This window comes from Xylanibacter caecicola, from assembly GCF_013166515.1.
Classification (GTDB): domain Bacteria; phylum Bacteroidota; class Bacteroidia; order Bacteroidales; family Bacteroidaceae; genus Prevotella; species Prevotella caecicola.
On record NZ_JABKKJ010000001.1, the window covers coordinates 68,140 to 86,224 of the forward strand.

The 18,085-nt window shown below is 50.9% G+C and carries 13 protein-coding genes; 11 read left to right on the forward strand and 2 right to left on the reverse strand.

The genetic code is table 11. The features are described from left to right. Nucleotides 1-45 precede the first annotated feature (45 nt). The 6 genes from HPS54_RS00310 to HPS54_RS00345 all read left to right on the forward strand — a co-directional run bounded on the left by HPS54_RS00310 (nucleotide 46) and on the right by HPS54_RS00345 (nucleotide 10,605). Entirely contained in the window at nucleotides 46-1,065 is a 1,020-nt protein-coding gene (locus tag HPS54_RS00310) for a zinc-binding alcohol dehydrogenase family protein (RefSeq protein WP_172343505.1), read from the forward strand. Nucleotides 1,066-1,243: 178 nt separating this feature from the next. After that, on the forward strand, nucleotides 1,244-1,663 hold the full coding sequence (locus tag HPS54_RS00315; protein WP_172343506.1) for a Fur family transcriptional regulator: 420 nt from the start codon (nucleotides 1,244-1,246) through the stop codon (nucleotides 1,661-1,663). A gap of 84 nt (nucleotides 1,664-1,747) precedes the next feature. Next, complete coding sequence (locus tag HPS54_RS00320) at nucleotides 1,748-3,574, forward strand: right-handed parallel beta-helix repeat-containing protein (RefSeq protein ID WP_172343507.1); 1,827 nt, start codon at nucleotides 1,748-1,750, stop codon at nucleotides 3,572-3,574. Between the two features lie 15 nt (nucleotides 3,575-3,589). Beyond that, complete coding sequence (locus HPS54_RS00325; RefSeq protein ID WP_172343508.1) at nucleotides 3,590-5,845, forward strand: glycoside hydrolase family 31 protein; 2,256 nt, start codon at nucleotides 3,590-3,592, stop codon at nucleotides 5,843-5,845. Continuing rightward, complete coding sequence (locus HPS54_RS12865; RefSeq protein ID WP_253951896.1) at nucleotides 5,842-8,886, forward strand: homocysteine S-methyltransferase family protein; 3,045 nt, start codon at nucleotides 5,842-5,844, stop codon at nucleotides 8,884-8,886. Before HPS54_RS00325 ends, HPS54_RS12865 begins: the two co-directional genes overlap by 4 nt. A 120-nt stretch (nucleotides 8,887-9,006) precedes the next feature. Further along, nucleotides 9,007-10,605, forward strand: a complete 1,599-nt coding sequence (locus tag HPS54_RS00345) for a sodium:solute symporter family transporter (RefSeq protein WP_172343509.1) — start codon at nucleotides 9,007-9,009, stop codon at nucleotides 10,603-10,605. A gap of 151 nt (nucleotides 10,606-10,756) precedes the next feature. On the opposite strand, the gene HPS54_RS00350 is transcribed toward HPS54_RS00345, so the two are convergent. Then, the gene (locus tag HPS54_RS00350) at nucleotides 10,757-11,452 is read right to left on the reverse strand and encodes a vitamin B12 dependent-methionine synthase activation domain-containing protein (RefSeq protein WP_172343510.1); all 696 of its coding nucleotides are present in this window, start codon (nucleotides 11,450-11,452) and stop codon (nucleotides 10,757-10,759) included. Continuing rightward, entirely contained in the window at nucleotides 11,449-12,453 is a 1,005-nt protein-coding gene (locus tag HPS54_RS00355; RefSeq protein WP_172343511.1) for a uroporphyrinogen decarboxylase family protein, read from the reverse strand. The genes HPS54_RS00350 and HPS54_RS00355 overlap by 4 nt, the downstream gene beginning before the upstream one ends. 376 nt (nucleotides 12,454-12,829) lie before the next feature. On the opposite strand from HPS54_RS00355, the gene ruvB reads away from it, so the two are divergent. The 5 genes from ruvB (at nucleotide 12,830) to HPS54_RS00380 (ending at nucleotide 18,011) form a co-directional block, all read left to right on the forward strand. Then, nucleotides 12,830-13,861 carry a Holliday junction branch migration DNA helicase RuvB gene (gene ruvB / locus HPS54_RS00360; protein ID WP_172343512.1) on the forward strand — a complete coding sequence of 344 codons (1,032 nt, stop codon included), beginning with the start codon at nucleotides 12,830-12,832 and terminating at the stop codon, nucleotides 13,859-13,861. Nucleotides 13,862-13,897: 36 nt separating this feature from the next. Next, nucleotides 13,898-14,350, forward strand: a complete 453-nt coding sequence (gene coaD, locus HPS54_RS00365; protein ID WP_172343513.1) for a pantetheine-phosphate adenylyltransferase — start codon at nucleotides 13,898-13,900, stop codon at nucleotides 14,348-14,350. 168 nt (nucleotides 14,351-14,518) lie between these two features. Further along, a complete protein-coding gene (ybeY, locus tag HPS54_RS00370; RefSeq protein WP_172343514.1) occupies nucleotides 14,519-14,947 on the forward strand; it encodes an rRNA maturation RNase YbeY in 429 nt (142 codons plus the stop codon). 113 nt (nucleotides 14,948-15,060) lie between these two features. Further along, nucleotides 15,061-16,296, forward strand: a complete 1,236-nt coding sequence (locus HPS54_RS00375; protein ID WP_172343515.1) for a nucleoside recognition domain-containing protein — start codon at nucleotides 15,061-15,063, stop codon at nucleotides 16,294-16,296. A 143-nt stretch (nucleotides 16,297-16,439) separates the two neighbouring features. After that, nucleotides 16,440-18,011, forward strand: a complete 1,572-nt coding sequence (locus HPS54_RS00380) for a polysaccharide biosynthesis C-terminal domain-containing protein (RefSeq protein ID WP_172343516.1) — start codon at nucleotides 16,440-16,442, stop codon at nucleotides 18,009-18,011. Nucleotides 18,012-18,085: the final 74 nt, after the last annotated feature.

An 18,085-nucleotide genomic window follows, 5' to 3' on the forward strand; every position in this document is an offset into this window, starting at 1 on the left:
CCTTATAGGATATTAAGATAATAACAACAACAAACAATAAAAGCAATGAAAGCAGTACAGATTACAGCGCCGGGTGAAATGGCGGTTGTAGAGATAGCAAAGCCGGAGCTGAAAGCCGGCGAGGTTCTTTTGAAAATAAACTATGTGGGCTTCTGCGGCTCCGACCTTAATACATACCTCGGGCGCAATCCCATGGTAAACCTTCCCGTGATACCGGGTCATGAAGTGGGTGCCATGATAGAGGAAGTGGGCAGCGACGTGCCCGATACGCTGAAAACGGGCATGGTGGTGACGCTCAACCCGTATTCGAACTGTGGCAAGTGCCCCTCGTGCCGTAACGGTCGTGTAAACGCATGCGAGCACAACGAGACCATGGGCGTGCAGCGCAACGGTGCCATGTGCGAGTATGTGGCGATGCCCTGGCAGAAGGTAATACCGGCGGCAGAGGGCATGACACCCAAGGAATGTGCCCTGATAGAACCCATGAGTGTAGGTTTCCATGCCGTGAGCCGTGCCGCCGTGACGGACATAGACACCGTAATGGTTATCGGATGCGGAATGATAGGAATGGGAGCGATAGTAAGGGCGGCGCTGAGAGGCGCCACGGTGATTGCCGTAGACCTTGACGACGAAAAGTTGGCGATAGCCCGCCGCATGGGTGCACACTATACCGTAAACTCCAAAGACGAAGACCTGCATGCCCGTCTGGCGGAGATAACGGGTGGAGACGGTCCCGACGTGGTGATAGAAGCTGTGGGAAGCCCCTTCACGCAGAACTCCGCGATAAGCGAGGTCGCCTTTACCGGACGCGTCGTCTTTATCGGATATGCCAAGGCTGAGACAGCTTTCATCACGAAATATTTTGTGCAGAAAGAGCTTGACATCCGCGGCTCGCGCAATGCCATGCCTTCCGACTTCCGTGCGGTGATACATTTCATGCAGCACAACGACTTCCCGAAAGAGGAACTGATAAGCGCGGTTGCGACCCCCGCGACGGCTCATGACGCGATGAAAGACTGGGCTGCCGCACCTGCAAAGGTGTTCCGCGTGCTGGTGGAATTCTGATTTTACCGATTTGGGGATTAATAGCTGATGATGAAAGGATAGGAGGATGTGCCGTGAAATAACAGTCCTTTTTATAGGTCTTATATGCCTTATAAGACTTATATGTCCTATAGGATAATTTGCTCTTTCACTTCACATCCTCTTGTTCTTGAACTCTTAACTTAACTTTGCAGTCATTATGACAGACGAGAAGTTCTATCTTGACCAATTGGAACGCCACGACGTGAAACCTACTGCCGTAAGGCTGCTTATACTTCGTGCCATGTACCGGGGCGGCGAGATGGTGTCTATGGGTGATTTGGGGCGCATATTGCCCACTGTGGACAAGTCTACAATATCACGTACACTGTCGCTTTTTCTCATGCACCGGCTGATACATGCCGTTGATGATGGAAGTGGCTCGCTGAAATATAATGTGGGCGGAGGGGATGACAACGGTTCTCCGGAAGATGAACATACACATTTTTATTGTGAGAGATGTCATCGGACGTTTTGCCTGGAGCATATCAATGTTCCTGTGGTAGAGCTTCCCGAAGGTTTCCGGCTTACCGGTATTAACTATGTGCTTAAAGGTATTTGTCCCGAATGTGGGGACTGACAGCAGTAAAAACATTTCTGTATATTTGCCGTTTAACCCTTTTTGAGCTATCTTTGCATGTTTACTAAATGTATGAGATATACCATGAAAAAGTTCTTTATGCTCATTGCAATGCTGATATTCTGTGGCATGCAGGCAAGTGCCGGAGACATATATGTTTCGGCAGACAGGGGAAATGACGCTGCTGACGGCAGCTCCAATGCACCGTTGCTTACAATAAGCCGGGCACTGAAACAGGCTCGCGAATGGCGCAGGCTGAAATCGCCTGAGGCTGACGGCGGTATACGCATAATTCTTGATGGTGGCACATACAGGCATTCTGCTCCGATTTTCGTTCGTCCGGAAGACAGCGGTACGGTGCAGTCGCCTACTGTTATATGCGGTGCCAACGGTGGAGCAAAGCCGGTGATAAGCGGCGGTATGGAGGTTACGGGTTGGAAGCGCGGATGCGATGACTCGCGCCTGCCCGCGCACGTAAGGAACAAGGTATGGGTGGCTGAGGCTCCTTTGCTTGGCAACAGGATTGTGGAGACGCGCCAGATGTATGTGGACGGTGTCAAGGCGAGGCGCGCATCGCAGTTTTCCGACGGCGTGATGGAGCGCATGAAAGACTTCAATGCGGAAGATGAAACAATAACGATACCGACGCCGAAGTTTGACCTCAAGTCTGCAAAGCAGCTTGAAATGGTGGTGCATCAGCGTTGGGCAATAGCCATACTGAGGGTCAAGAGCATGACAGACGACGGTAACGGCAACACCGTTGTGCGTTTCCATGATCCCGAAAGCAGGCTTGAGTTTGCACATCCGTGGCCCCAGCCCGTGATAGGAGGCGAGCGCGGAAACTCGTCGTTCTTCCTTGTCAATGCCCTTGAACTGCTCGACGAGCCGGGAGAATGGTATCAGGACTATCCGTCAGGGCGCATATATTATTATCCGGAAGACGGTAAGGACATGAACACAAGCCATGTCGTGGTACCTGTGACGGAAACGATACTTGCCGTGGAGGGCACACGTGAGCGCACGGTCGGCAACATTCGTTTTGAGAACGTGGCGTTCGAGCATGCCTCGTGGCTGCGCCCTTCATACGAGGGACATGTTACATTGCAGGGCGGTTTTCGTCTTATAGATGCCTATAAACTGGCTGTTCCCGGACTTCCCGAGAAAGCGGAACTGGAAAATCAGGCGTGGATAGCGCGTCCGGAGGCTGCCGTTACGGTGAGACATGCTCATGATATAGAATTTAAAGGCTGTACTTTCAGACATATTGCAGCTACCGGTCTGGACTATGTTACGGCCGTGAGCAACTCCGAGGTGTCGCGCTGCACGTTTGAAGACATCGGCGGCACGGCTCTGCAGATGGGCACATTCCCCGACGGAGGCTTTGAGACACACGTCCCCTACATACCTGCCGTGAAGCAAGACATCTGTTCCGACATTATGGTAAAGGACAACGTGATACGAGATGCGACAAATGAAGACTGGGGATGTGTGGGCATTGGCGCGGGATATGTGCGCGATGTGACGATAGAAGGCAACGAGGTGAGCCATGTAAACTACTCAGGCATCTGTGTGGGGTGGGGCTGGACGGCTCTCGAGAGCGGCATGCGTAACAACAGAATAATAGGAAACCACGTGCATCACTTTGCCCGTCAGCTGTATGATGCGGGCGGAATATACACCCTGTCAAACCAGCCCGGTTCGGTGATAATCGGCAACCGCATCGACAATCTTGCCGATGCGCCCTACGCAACGAACAACCGCGCCTTCTACATATACTTCGATGAGGCTACCGACGGGTTTACCGTGGAAAACAACCGCTGCCCCAACGCCGAGTTCGGATATAACCGCCCGGGACCCTCGCTGGTGGTGAGGAACAACGGACCGCAGGTGAAAACGGATACTGGAAATTGAAAATAATAATATAAGATGAAACCTACAAATTACCATTTGTTCGACTTTCTCGATTTTGATGTCGATTTGAAGAAAGACGAGTCATTGTGGAAGGCTTACAAACCGCTTGCCGTTGAGGAAAAAGACGGCGACATCCTTGTGAGCGTTCCATTCCAGAAGCAAGTCTTGGATAACGATATGGCTGCCGACAAGGATGTGCCTCAAGAGGTCTATACGCTTGTCATACGCCAGTATGGACCAAAGATAACGCGTCTGTTCATGGGCTTCGGTGAGGAGCGGATGACGGACGAGTCGGAGATGCTTAAATACAGCAGCCGCATTGTGAAGATGCCTCTACATGCTGATTTTGCCGACGACCAATGGACGATATCTACCGGTGACAGTGTGAAGAGAGCCGTGATAAACATGCGCGAACCGGTGCTCGACCGCTGGAGCGATCTGCAGCCAGACCCGCAGGAAACGCTTGACATACGTCTGTATCCCGACGGAAAGCGCGAGGTGCGCCTCGCAGCATACGACCACTTCTCGCCGCCACGCTATGATGCGCTGCCGCTTGCGTTCTGCAAGAACGAAGGACGGAAGGAGAGGGCGACGCTGTCGTTCGAGTGCAAGGCGGACGAATGTTTTGCAGGAACAGGTGAGCGTTTTGCCAAAATGGACCTTAGCGGACAGACATTCCTGCTCAAGAACCAGGACGGGCAAGGTGTAAACAACCGCCGTACATATAAAAATATACCGTTCTACGTGTCGAGCCGCATGTACGGAACGTTCTATCACACCTGCTCGCACGGCAAACTGTCGCTTGCGGGGCATTCGACGCGTTCCGTGCAGTTCCTCAGTGACCAGGCGATGGTCGATGCCTTTGTCATCGGCGGAGACTCTTTCGAGGAGATAATCCGCGGATATCGCGATCTGACAGGCTATCCGTCGATGCCGCCGCTGTGGAGTTTCGGCGTCTGGATGAGCCGCATGACGTATTTCAGTGCCGACGAAGTGAACGGTATATGCGACCGTCTGCGCAGCGAACATTACCCTTGTGACGTGATACATCTTGACACGGGATGGTTCAAGACCGACTGGCTTTGCGAATGGAAGTTCAACGAAGAGCGTTTTCCCGACCCCAAGGCGTTCGTCCACGGGCTTAAGGACAAGGGCTTCCGCGTGTCGTTGTGGCAGTTGCCATACGTGGCGGAGAATGCCGAACAGATAGATGAGGCTCGCGCAAACGACTATATCGGACCGTTGACAAAGAAGCAGGCGTCGGAGGGTTCGAATTTTTCGGCTCTCGACTATGCGGGTACCATAGACTTTACGTACCCCGAAGCCACTGCGTGGTACAAGGGATTGCTTAAGCGTCTGCTCGATATGGGCGTGGTATGTATCAAGACCGACTTCGGCGAAAACATACACATGGACGCTATATATAAAGGTATGAAGCCCGAACTGCTTAACAATCTCTATGCGCTCCTCTATCAGAAGGCCGCATACGAGATAACAAAGGATGTGACAGGCGACGGCATCGTGTGGGCAAGAGCTGCTTGGGCAGGCTGCCAGAGGTATCCGCTGCACTGGGGAGGAGACTCGTGCAGCTCGTGGGACGGCATGGCAGGGTCGCTCAAGGGAGGACTTCATTTCGGCCTGTCGGGCTTCGCTTTCTGGAGCCATGATGTGCCGGGATTTCATACTCTGCCCAACTTTATGAACTCGGTGGTAGACGATGACGTTTATATACGCTGGACACAGTTCGGTGTGTTCTCATCTCATATACGCTATCATGGCACAAACAAGCGCGAACCGTGGTTCTATCCGAATATCGCTCCGTTGGTAAAGAAATGGTGGAAGCTGCGCTATGCGCTCATTCCTTATATCCTGCGCGAAAGCTGCAAGGCAACGGAGAGTGGCTCGACGCTGCTTCAGGCACTTGTGTATCATCATCCGGAGGACAGGACGTGCTGGCATATCGACGACGAATATTACTTCGGCGACAGCTTCCTTGTCGCCCCGGTGATGAACAGCGCGAACCGGCGCGACGTTTATCTGCCCGAGGGCAGTTGGATAAACTTCTTCACCGGAGAGGTTGTCGAGGGCGGACGGTGGCTTAAAGATGTTGCCGTGCCGTTGGAAGAGATGCCTGTTTATGTTCGCGAAGGCAGTGTTATACCTGTTTATCCGGAGGCTGTGGAGTGCACGGACGATATGGATATGAGCAAGGAGGCAGACATCGTGATAGACAAAACGTTTAAAGGCATATTTAATACTGTGAGCTTATGAACACGTGGAAACAAAATCTTGAAGAGACAAAGAAGCATTATATCGACTGGTGGAACCACAAGGGAATAGTAGTGAACATGTGGGAGCACTTCCAGAACGGTGTCACCCCGCATGCCGAAGTAGACATGCCGCCTGTTCCGAAGAACCTTGACCAGAAATGGTTCGACCCTGCATGGCGTGCGGAATACCTCGACTGGTACGTGGCTCACAGTTCGTTGAAAGCCGACATGCTGCCCGTGGCGAACACGCAACTTGGTCCCGGCTCGCTGGCAGCCATACTCGGCGGTGTGTTCGAGGGCGGTGAGGACACTATATGGATACATCCCAATCCCCAATATACCGACGACATTAAGTTTGACGACAACCACCCGAACTGGCTTCTGCACAAGGAACTGTTGCGAGCGTGCAAGGAAAAGGCGCAGGGACACTATTATGTGGGTATGCCCGACCTTATGGAAGGGCTCGATGTGCTTGCCGCAATGAAAGGCACGGACAAGGTATTGCTCGACACCGTGATGCAACCAGAGGTGCTGGAGCGCCAGATGCAGCAGATCAATGACATCTACTTCAAGGTCTTTGACGAGCTTTACGACATCATACGCGAGGGCGACGAGATGGCATTCTGTTACTTCTCGGCTTGGGCTCCGGGCAAGATGGCAAAGTTGCAGAGCGACATCTCCACGATGATAAGCGTCGACGACTACCGCCGTTTCGTGCAACCGTTCATCCGAGAGCAGTGTCGCAAGATTGATTATACGCTCTATCACCTTGACGGAGTAGGTGCGTTGCATCATCTGCCGGCGCTTCTCGAAATCGAAGAGCTTAACGCCATACAATGGACACCGGGCGTGGGAGAGCCGCAGGGTGGGTCTCCTAAGTGGTATGACCTGTACAAACGCATTCTTGCAGCAGGCAAGAGCATAATGGCATGTTGGGTTACTTTGGACGAACTTCGCCCTCTTTTGGACAATATCGGCATAAACGGCGTGCATCTGGAGATGGACTTCCATAACGAGGACGAGGTGGAACAGGCTGTCCGCATAGTTGAGGAATACAGGGAGAAAGAGGCTTCACGTCCTGCCGGTGACGATGTGATACATGCCGGCGGTAGTGCTGCGGCAGGCTCTCAGACGCCTTTCGACGCAGACAGAGAGGTCGAGAAAATAATCGATAAGGTTGAAAAAGAATTTACGGACGGAACATATAAAAACACAGGAAACAAGGATATGACTACGGAAAACAAATCTTCATTCTTCACTCTTCCTTCTTCTTACTTCCCGCAGGCAGACCGCCGGGTGCTCATAATGGACGGTGCCATGGGCACAATGATACAGGATTATAATCTTACGGAAGACGATTTCAGGGGAGAAAAGTTTGCTTCGCACGATTGTCCGCTGAGTGGAAACAACGATCTTCTTTGCATTACTCATCCTGAAATAATAGAAGGCATACACCGTAAGTACCTTGATGCGGGTGCCGACTTTATCACAACAAACACTTTCAACGCACAAAGAATATCCATGGCAGACTACCGTCTGGAGGGCATCTGCCGTGAGATAAACCTTGCCGCGTGCCGTATTGCGCGCGCTGTTGCCGATGAATATACGAAGAAAGACGGCTCCAAACCGCGCTATGTGCTCGGTTCCATGGGACCTACGAGCAAGACTTGTTCCGTGGCTACCGACGCCAACCAACCCGGTTGGGGCACTTTCAGCTACGATGTGTTGCTCTCCGCATACGAGGAACAGGCTGAGGCGCTTATTGAAGGAGGTGTGGACGCAATTCTTGTGGAAACTATTTTCGATACGGAAAACGCCTGTGCGGCAATAGAAGCGTCATGCAATGCCATGCGTAAGACCGGAAAATGCGTGCCGCTGATGCTCAGTTTCACCGTCGCAAGCCACGACGGGCACAACATGTTGGGGCAGTCAATAGAAGAATTCATAGCCTCATTGAAAGATGTTCCCGTGCTTTCGGTGGGCATAAACTGCACATCTGACATTCGGGAGATGATACCGTTCCTTGTAAAACTTGGCGGACGATTCCCTTATTACATAAGTGCATATCCCAATGCAGGGCTTCCCGATGCTTCGGGACATTACAGTTGCACGCCCGAAAAGTTGCTTGAAAACGTATGGCCGTTGCTCGACGGACATGTGCTTAATGTGGTCGGAGGATGCTGCGGCACAACCGACGGGTATATAAAGAAACTTGCAGAGGTAACCGAACCTGCCGAAGGACTGTGGCTCTCGCCGCACAGAAGAGGCGAACATGCTGATATTGCAGTTTCTGAGACAACGGTTACCGACAGTCCGAAAGAGCACTCACACAGTACTAAGAGCGTTCTGGCGGAGTGTGAATGTTGCAAGCCGAAGCAGCCGGAAACCGCAGATAAAACAGTTTCAGCCGATGCCATATTCGACGCCATATTGCAGGGTAAGGCTCAGGATGCCGCTGATGCCACACGTAAAGCCGTCGATGCAGGCGTTGTTCCGCAGGACATCATCAACGGACAGATGATACGTGCCATGGGCGAAGTCGGTCAACGGTTCCAGGACGGCAAAGCTTTCGTGCCCCAGTTGCTTATGGCGGGGCGTGCCATGAAGTCTGCACTTGAGCTTCTCAAGCCGTTGCTCGCCGGCGACTCGTCTACGACGATAGGCAAGGTTGTCATCGGAACCGTCAAGGGAGACCTTCACGACATAGGCAAGAACCTTGTTGCGTCGATGCTCGAGGGTTGCGGCTTTGAGGTGATAAACGTCGGTATAGACGTGGCGAGCGATACTTTTGTCGACGAGGTGAAGAAACACGGGGCTGATATATTGTGCATGAGTGCCCTTCTCACCACGACTATGACATATATGAAAGAAGTCATCAGCGCGCTTGAAGAAGCCGGAATACGTGACAAGGTCAAGGTTATGGTAGGCGGAGCGCCTGTCACTCAGGGCTTTGCCGACGAGATAGGCGCAGACGGTTACAGCGACAATGCCAATACGGCGGTGGCTGTTGCCAAGAAGCTTATGGGCGTTGTTGCCGGCTGATGCCCGTTATACGGATTATGGAAAAAGGCTTCCGCGTTTGGCGGAAGCCGCTTCCTGTAAGTCAGGAAACATTATGTTTAATGACAGAATAAACTTAATAACAATCTAATACCTGAAAAAATGAAAGATTTATCTTTACAGACGCCCGACTGGATCATATTGTTCGGCTATTTCATAGTATTGCTGGCAATAGGCGTATGGGCTAGCTCAAAGAGTAAGAAAGGCAGCAACAAGTTTCTTGCAGGTCACTCGCTGAAGTGGCACCACATAGGTTTCTCCATGTGGGGAACCAACGTCGGACCTTCCATGCTCATCGCTTCGGCAAGTGCCGGATTTACCACCGGTATCGTGTCCGGCAACTACGCATGGTATGCCTTTGTCTTCATCGCTCTCCTTGCCTTTGTCTTCGCACCCCGTTACCTTGGCGAAAACATCACCACACTGCCCGAGTTCATGGGTAAGCGCTTCGGTCAGTCCACCCGTAACATGCTTGCATGGTATACCATTGTCACCATTCTCATATCGTGGCTTGCCCTAACTCTTTTTGCCGGCGGCATACTCATACGTCAGGTCTTCGGCATTCCGATGTGGATGTCGGCGTTCATACTTCTTGCCATATCCGCTTTCTTTACCATGCTTGGTGGTCTTAAGGCGGTGGCATATACCAACGTTTATCAAATGGTGCTGCTTATTTTCGTTTCGGCAACGCTTACCGTTGTGGGCATATATACGCTCGGTGGCTCGTCGTTTACGGGCGGTATTACAAAACTTGCAGACCCGGATATAATCCCGTCCGACTACTGGAACCTGTTCCAACCCAATTCCGACAAGGATTTCCCGTGGCTCCCCATACTTTTGGGCTATCCCATATCAGGACTGTGGTTCTGGTGTACCGACCAGTCGATGGTGCAGCCCGTACTTGCCGCAAAGAACCTCAACGAGGGGCAGCGCGGTGCCAATTTCACCGGATGGCTCAAAATTCTCGACGTTGCAATATACATCATCCCGGGCATCGTGTGCTTTGCACTTTGGAAAACGGGCTTCTTCGGCGGTGCCACAATAGAGGCGGACAATGCCTATATGACACTTGTCTCCAACCTGTTCCCTGTCGGAATGGTAGGTCTTGTCATGGCTGTTCTCACTGCTGCGCTCGTCAGCACAATCGGTTCCGCGCTCAATGCACTCAGTACGGTGTTCACCATGGACATCTATGTCAAGAACATCCGTCCCAACGCCTCGCAGCAGGAGATTGTCCGCACAGGGCATATCGTCACCGTTGTCGGTGCCCTTGTGTCGATAGTAATTACCATTGCGGTGGACAACATCAAGGGTATGGACCTGTTCAATGTCTTCCAGTCGGTTCTCAGTTTCATAGCTCCGCCTATGGCAGCCGTGTTTGTAATGGGTGTTTTCTGGAGGCGCTGCACCACTCTTGCCGCAAACATTACGCTTACGTTCGGAACAATATTCAGCATAGGCAGCGGCATACTCTATCTTTGGGTTATACCCGGTGCAGCCGAGACTATACACTTCATGATGCTCTCTTTCTATATTTTTGTAATTCTTATAATAAGCATGGTGATTGTAAGTCTTACGGACAAGGTTTCCGCAGAGCGTCCGGCAATGGCGGTTATAAGGGAAAAACCGTCGCTCGGAGTGCGCGTCGGCTGGATAGCCCTTGCCATAGTAATGATAGGACTGTATGTGTTCTTTAATTAAGAATTAAGAGTTAAGAATTAAGAAAATATGCTTTTGGGGAAAGGGGAATTAGGCTAATAAGTCCTAATAGGTCTAATAAGACCAATACAACCCCCAAAGCATATTTTCTTAATTCTTAACTCTTAATTCTTAATTTCCTCGCTCTTACTTATTAATTAGATAATTTCCTCGCTTTCCTTTTATAGCATTTCTCATAGTCGCACAGCCCACAACTGTATTCCAATTTACGCACGTTCTCACCTACACCTATAACCCCGCTTACCGACTTTATAGGCATCATAAGGCTCGATTCTGTCAGTGTCACTCCGCATGGATTGCTTTTTGGAAACATGGAAAATAAGCTGTGCTGTTCTGACACATGCCATCCGCAGTATCCGGGGCTGAATCGGTTGGTATGTTTCCATCCTCTTCCTGCTATCTGATGCTGTAGTACCGTTTCCATACAGTCTGCCGTCTTTTCCGCAATTACGCTCCCCATGGCGTCGGCAATAAAAATCCTGACCATGTCGTTCTCTGTTTTCAGTTTTTTTTGGAATGCCTCGAATTCGGCTCCGCTCGTAGCAACGAAAAAGGCGTATGCGTGCGAGTCGCGCAACTGACGTGTTATTATGCGTCCTATGTTGAAGTGAAAGCCGCGGGCGGCAAGCGTCCTTGTACCTGTATCGAGTACGCCGCCGCTTACGAAGAAGCAGAAACGGGGGCGGAGCAGGCCTTTCACTTCCTGTATTATATCTTCTGTTTCGGCAACCACATCGTTATCCGGAATATTTTCTCCGTATCCCATCTGCTCGTATATTTCATGCGGGCTGATGTTCAGGTCGTCGAAAGATAGCTCGTGTTCTGTCATTTGTTGAAATCTTCAAGTGCGCTGAAGAAAGCGTCGATGTTGGCAAACGGCGTATGCGGCGGTGTGTCGCATCCGCTCGACAGTACGAAATTGGGATATCTGCGCGTATTCTCGAGCAGGTCGGTTGTTGCCTTGTACATTTCTTCCGGTGTGGCATCCTTGAACAGCGACACGGGGTCTATATTACCCATCGCCAGTGCCGTAGACGGCACTTCGCGTATCACTTCCGCCATGTCACACTTGTTGCCGAAATGATATGCCGCCGCCCCTGTTGCAACCATGGCTCCGGTACAGTGTCCTGTGTTGCCGCAGTTGTGCAGCACCACACTGAAGTGGTCGTCCTGAACCACGTCAACAATTTTCTTGACATAGTCTGATGAAAATGTGCGGCAGTCGCTGTCAGACATCAGTCCGGCTGCCGGTTCTGCCATCATTACCCCGTTTGCACCCACCTCTTTCAGTGCCATGCAGTATTTCATGATGAAGTCGGTGCACTTGCCGAGCAGTTTGTGTGCAGCCTCTGTGTCCTGATATATAAGTATCATTATCTCCGACATGTCGTAAAGGCGCCCTGCAAGCGAGAACGGACCTATACAGCCGGCAAGTACGGGGCGGTCGGTTATGGTGTGTGCGGCAAGCACGTTCGCCTTGATATATTCCGGTACACGACCTGCATGCAGCGACGGTACTTCCAGCCGGTCTATGTCTTCCACACCGTTTAGCAAATGTCCGATAACAGCCGGCACCTCGTTTTCTGTGAATGATATTTCCGCGCCGAAAGCCTCCGCCTCCACCGTCAGGTCCATTATCACCGTTGCTGCGGCCGTGGGATATTTCTCTGCCAATGCCGCAATGGCATTATGATGAACCTCACCTTTGCTTACGGCATCGAGAACGGTGTTCCCCGTTATCTCTATGCCCGGGTGTGTCATTACCGGCACAGCCGTCACTTCTTTCCTTCGGATGATGTCGCGCATCCACTCGGTCATGTTTATTCTCATGGTTGTTATGCTTTTTATTGTAGCAAAAAAATATTCTTTCTGCAAAGATAAACCTTTTTCCCGATACATCGTCAGGGCGCAGTGGTAAAAAAATACGGCGTATCCGATGCCTTTTTATATAGTATTTCCTTCAAATCCCAGCCTCTTCTCTTTCGTGTTCGTAACTCGCTGGAAACAAGGATGATACCTCCTGCGTTCCAAAAGGTGCCCTTTTGGAGCCTGAAATGCCGCCTTTTAGAGTGCAAAAGACGGCATATTGGAGGTCGAAAGATGACCTCTTGAAAAACCGTATCCAACAAATTGTTAAAAAGCGGTATACTGACGAATATTTTTCTTAACTTTGCAAACAATAATATAAGTCACTTCATGACATTTTATGGATGATAAATTCGATATAAGAAGAGATACGGTCACGGCTTCGGAAAAAGACTTTGAGAATGCTCTCCGCCCGCTTCAGTTCTCCGATTTCAGCGGACAACAGAAGGTGGTGGAGAACCTCGAGGTGTTTGTCGAGGCTGCCAAATACAGGGGTGAACCGCTCGACCATACCCTCCTGCACGGTCCGCCCGGACTGGGAAAGACCACGCTCAGCAACATCATTGCCAACGAACTGGGTGTGGGCTTCAAGTTGACGAGCGGTCCGGTGCTCGACAAGCCCGGCGACCTTGCCGGCATACTCACCTCGCTCGAGCCGCGCGAGGTGCTCTTCATCGACGAGATACACCGTCTGTCGCCCGTCGTGGAGGAATATCTCTACTCCGCCATGGAAGACTATCGCATAGACATAATGATAGACAAAGGTCCCTCGGCGCGCTCCATACAGATAGATCTCAACCCCTTTACACTTGTGGGAGCCACCACGCGCAGCGGACTGCTCACGGCGCCGTTGCGTGCCCGTTTCGGCATAAACCTTCATCTGGAATATTACGAGCCGGAGACTCTTACGAAGATAATACAGCGCTCTGCCGGCATTCTGAGAGTGCCCATAGACACCGATGCCGCAGTGGAGATAGCCGGTCGCAGTCGCGGAACGCCCCGTATTGCCAACGCCCTGTTGCGCCGTGTGCGCGACTTTGCGCAGGTTAAGGGCACCGGGCGCATAGACGTAGCCATTACAGAGGTTGCTCTCACGGCGCTCAACATAGACCGCTACGGCTTGGACGAGATAGACAACAAGATACTGCTTATGATCATCGACAAGTTCAAGGGCGGTCCGGTGGGCATATCCACCATTGCCACCGCCATAGGCGAAGATGCCGGAACCGTGGAAGAGGTCTACGAACCGTTCCTCATCATGGAGGGCTTTATCAAGCGTACGCCGCGCGGCCGCATGGTGACGGAACTTGCATATACCCACTTCGGGCGCAACCCATGCAACGGCAACATCATGGAACCGGAACTTTTCTGACGACGGGAGGTATAATATAAAATTTACGGAGTTATTATGACGACAGCTGTTTTCACAGGTAGTTTCGACCCTTTTACCATCGGTCACCACTCCATTGTCCGCCGTGCTCTGCCCCTTTTCGGGCGTATAGTGATAGGCGTGGGCGTAAACGAGCGCAAGCAGTGCATGCTGTCTGCCGACGAGCGCGTGTGCCGCATAGCGAGACTATATGTTGGCGAACCGAAGATAGAGGTGAGGGCGTATTCCGACCTTACAACCGACTTTGCCCGTCGGGAGAATGCCGGCTTTATCATAAAGGGCGTGCGCAGTGTCAAGGACTTTGAGTACGAGCGCGAGCAGGCAGACATAAACAGAATGATAGGCGGACCGGAGACCGTACTGTTCTATGCCGAGCCTCATCTGGCGAGCATAAGCAGCAGTGTCGTGCGCGAGCTGGCACACTTCGGCATGGACGTATCGTGCTTTATACCTTCGGTAAATGAAGAATGATGAATGAGGAATGAAGAATGAGAGTTGCCCGGGCTTTAGGGCTATTGTGGTTCTCAGAGTTCTCTGAAACATCAGAACTCTCGGAGAACTCTGAGGTCGCGATACTCCCGAAAGACAATATATTCTTGAATTATAAATTTTAAATTATCAATTATAAATTAACAAAGGGTGATAACATACAGTGCAGAAGGCATACGCATGCCTCAGATAAAGAAACGTCCCACCACGGCATGGATAAAGGCTGTGGCTGCTCAATATGGGCGCAAAGTGGGCGAGATAGGCTACATGTTCGTGAATGATGAGAAGATACTTGAGGTGAACCGCGAGTATCTGGGGCACGATTTCTACACAGACATCATAACCTTCGACTATGACGAGGACGACGTTATAAACGGTGACATCGTCATATCGCTCGACACGGTGCGTACCAATGCGGATAAATTCGGAAAACAGTACGATGACGAACTGCACCGCGTCATAATCCACGGCATACTCCACCTGTGCGGCATAGACGACAAGGGACCCGGCGAACGCGAGATAATGGAGGCGGCGGAAAACCGCGCACTTGCAATGCTGGGCGAGGTGTCAGATCTTTAGGTGCCGGGTTTTAAGTGATATATGTCTTATGGGGCTTATATGTCTTATAAGGCTTATTAAGGTAAACAGGACTTATAGGTCTTATTAAAATAGAAAAAGTTAAGTCAAAGTAAATGGTATTGAACTATATTTGGGTGGCATTCTTCGTCATTGCTTTCGTTATAGCGCTCTTCAGACTTGTCTTCATGGGCGATATGGAGGTTTTTCCTGCAATGATGAATTCCACGTTCGAGACATCGAAGACGGCGTTCGAGATTTCGCTCGGGCTTACTGGAGTGCTGTCGTTGTGGCTCGGTATAATGCGCATCGGCGAGAAGGGTGGTGTCATAAACATGCTTTCCCGTTTGCTCGGTCCCGTGTTCGTAAAACTGTTTCCGGACATTCCTAAAGGGCATCCTGTCACCGGTTCCATCTTCATGAATCTCTCGGCGAACATGCTTGGGCTTGACAATGCCGCCACACCGTTGGGACTCAAGGCTATGGAACAGTTGCAGCAGTTGAACGGAAAAAAGGACACCGCCACCAATCCGATGATAATGTTCCTTGTGCTCAATACCTCGGGACTTACACTTATACCTGTCAGCATAATGGTATACAGGGCACAGCTTGGCGCGGCACAGCCCACCGACGTATTCGTGCCGCTACTTCTCGCCACGTTCTTCTCCACTCTTGCCGGCATAGTCGTCACTTCCTTATATCAGCGCATCAACCTTATCAACCGCACAATGATGCTCACACTTGGTACGCTGTGCTTTGCAGTGTCAGGAATAATATGGGGCTTTGGGAAACTTGACAAGGATACGATGAATGTTGTCAGCACGTCTGTGTCAAACATATTGCTCATGTGCATCATCGTGGGATTTATCATTGCGGGAGTGAGAAAGAAAGTGAACGTGTACGATGCTTTCGTGGAAGGAGCCAAGGACGGCTTTTCCACGGCAGTGCGCATAATACCTTATCTTGTGGCTATACTCGTTGCTATCGGCGTGTTCCGTGCCTCAGGGGCAATGGATATGCTTATAGACGGTGTGCGTCGGGGCGTGGAATTTTGTGGCGGTAATGCCGATTTTGTGGGTGCTCTGCCCACTGCGCTCATGAAACCGCTCTCAGGCAGTGGTGCGCGAGGCATGATGGTGGACGCCATGACGGCGTATGGAGCCGACTCGTTTGTGGGTCGTCTCAGCTGCATCTTCCAAGGCTCGACCGATACCACGTTCTATATCCTTGCCGTATATTTCGGCAGCGTGGGTATAAGAAATACCCGTCATGCCGTTGCCTGTGGGCTTATGGCGGACTTGGCGGGCGTCATCGCCGCCGTACTCATCGCATATATGTTCTTCGGAACGTGATTAAATGAAGAATGATGAATAAAGAATGAAGAATAAAAGGATGATTTATCGGGGCAGATTAATTAAGTATAAAGAAATGGGCTGATGATAGATCGGGATGAGAAAATTCTGTTTCTTCTTCTTGAAAAATAAATAATAAGACAATGGCAAATCTGAAGTCTTTGGTAAAAGACACTGCTATTTACGGACTGAGCAGTATCGTCGGCAGATTTCTTAACTATCTGCTTGTTCCTATCTACACCGCCAAACTCGCGGCATCGGGCGGCGGTTACGGTGTGATAACCAACATCTACGCATACGTGGCACTGCTTTTCGTGCTTCTCACGTTCGGTATGGAGACCACGTTCTTCCGCTTTGCGAATAAGGAAGGTGAGAATCCGCAGCGCGTTTATTTCACCGTGCTCATGCTTGTAGGCACTGTCGGGCTGCTGTTTGTTGCCCTTGTGCTGGCTTTTATCACGCCTATATCGGCGGCGATAGGCTATTCCGACCATCCCTCATACGTATGGGTAATGGCTCTGACGGTGGCTATAGACGCCTTTCAGAGTATTCCTTTTGCCTATCTACGTTACAAGAAGCGCCCCATAAAGTTTGCAGCACTGAAGATGCTGTTCATTGTAATGAACATAGCGTTGAACCTCTTCTTCTTCGTTGTGCTGCCCGAAATAAACGGAAAACCAGCCGATGTGGGCTTCGCCTTCTACATAAACCTGTTCTGCACGGCTACGGTGATGCTGGCGTTCTACGGCGAGTTGAAAGACGCTTTTTGTTTTTCGAGGGGCTCGGATAGTTTCGAGTTATCAGAGTTCTCCGAGAACTCTAAGCACTCCGAGATTTATAATTATACTGAGCACTCCGGTAATTTTCATTCTTCATTCTTCATTCTTCATTCTTCATTGATAAAGCGTATGTTCGCCTACAGCTGGCCCATACTCGTTCTCGGCATAGCCGGCATACTTAATCAGACTGCCGACAAGATACTCTTTCCTTACATATATAAGGGTCCGGATGCCCATGCCCAGCTCGGCATATACGGCGCGGCAAGCAAGATTGCCATGATTATGGCAATGATAACGCAGGCTTTCCGTTACGCCTACGAGCCGTTCGTGTTCGGCAAGGCAAGGGACAAGGACAACCGCGAGACGTATGCCAAAGCTATGAAATACTTCATAATATTCACTCTTTTGGCATTTCTTGTCGTAATGGGATATATAAGCTTGTTGCGCCATATCATAGGGCGTGACTACTGGGTGGGGCTTGATGTCGTGCCGATAGTCATGGTGGCGGAGATTATGATGGGCATTTATTTCAATCTCTCGTTCTGGTATAAGCTCACCGACCGCACCATCTGGGGCGCATGGTTCTCGGGTATAGGCTGCGCGGTGCTTATCGTTGTCAACGTGATATTTGTCCCGTCATACGGTTATATGGCGTGCGCGTGGGCTGGTGTGGCAGGCTATGGCACGGCGATGACGCTGTCCTATCTCGTGGGACAGAAGAAGTACCCAATCGACTATCCTCTTGCCGATATCTCACGGTACGTTGTTCTCGCCGCAGTGCTGTTCTTCGGCATGCGTGCCGGCGGCACGGTGCTTTCCGTGTGGGCGTCTGTTGCGGTGAACACGCTGCTTATCGCCTTGTTCATGGCATATACAGTGCACCGTGATTTCCCACTTTCGGGACTGCCGGTGGTGGGCAGGTATTTCAAGAGATGAGGCGTCAGACTATAGTATCTATAGACACTATAGAACTTATAGACTCCATAAAAGAATATTCAATAATTTAAAAT

Coding starts and splice junctions, on each gene's coding strand:
- ruvB (WP_172343512.1), top strand. CDS start 12,830: ATGGATGATAAATTCGATATAAGAAGAGATACGGTCACGGCTTCGGAA.
- HPS54_RS00380 (WP_172343516.1), top strand. CDS start 16,440: ATGGCAAATCTGAAGTCTTTGGTAAAAGACACTGCTATTTACGGACTG.
- HPS54_RS00310 (WP_172343505.1), top strand. CDS start 46: ATGAAAGCAGTACAGATTACAGCGCCGGGTGAAATGGCGGTTGTAGAG.
- HPS54_RS00315 (WP_172343506.1), top strand. CDS start 1,244: ATGACAGACGAGAAGTTCTATCTTGACCAATTGGAACGCCACGACGTG.
- HPS54_RS00350 (WP_172343510.1), bottom strand. CDS start 11,452: ATGACAGAACACGAGCTATCTTTCGACGACCTGAACATCAGCCCGCAT.
- HPS54_RS12865 (WP_253951896.1), top strand. CDS start 5,842: ATGAACACGTGGAAACAAAATCTTGAAGAGACAAAGAAGCATTATATC.
- HPS54_RS00320 (WP_172343507.1), top strand. CDS start 1,748: ATGAAAAAGTTCTTTATGCTCATTGCAATGCTGATATTCTGTGGCATG.
- HPS54_RS00355 (WP_172343511.1), bottom strand. CDS start 12,453: ATGAGAATAAACATGACCGAGTGGATGCGCGACATCATCCGAAGGAAA.
- HPS54_RS00345 (WP_172343509.1), top strand. CDS start 9,007: ATGAAAGATTTATCTTTACAGACGCCCGACTGGATCATATTGTTCGGC.
- HPS54_RS00325 (WP_172343508.1), top strand. CDS start 3,590: ATGAAACCTACAAATTACCATTTGTTCGACTTTCTCGATTTTGATGTC.
- HPS54_RS00375 (WP_172343515.1), top strand. CDS start 15,061: ATGGTATTGAACTATATTTGGGTGGCATTCTTCGTCATTGCTTTCGTT.
- coaD (WP_172343513.1), top strand. CDS start 13,898: ATGACGACAGCTGTTTTCACAGGTAGTTTCGACCCTTTTACCATCGGT.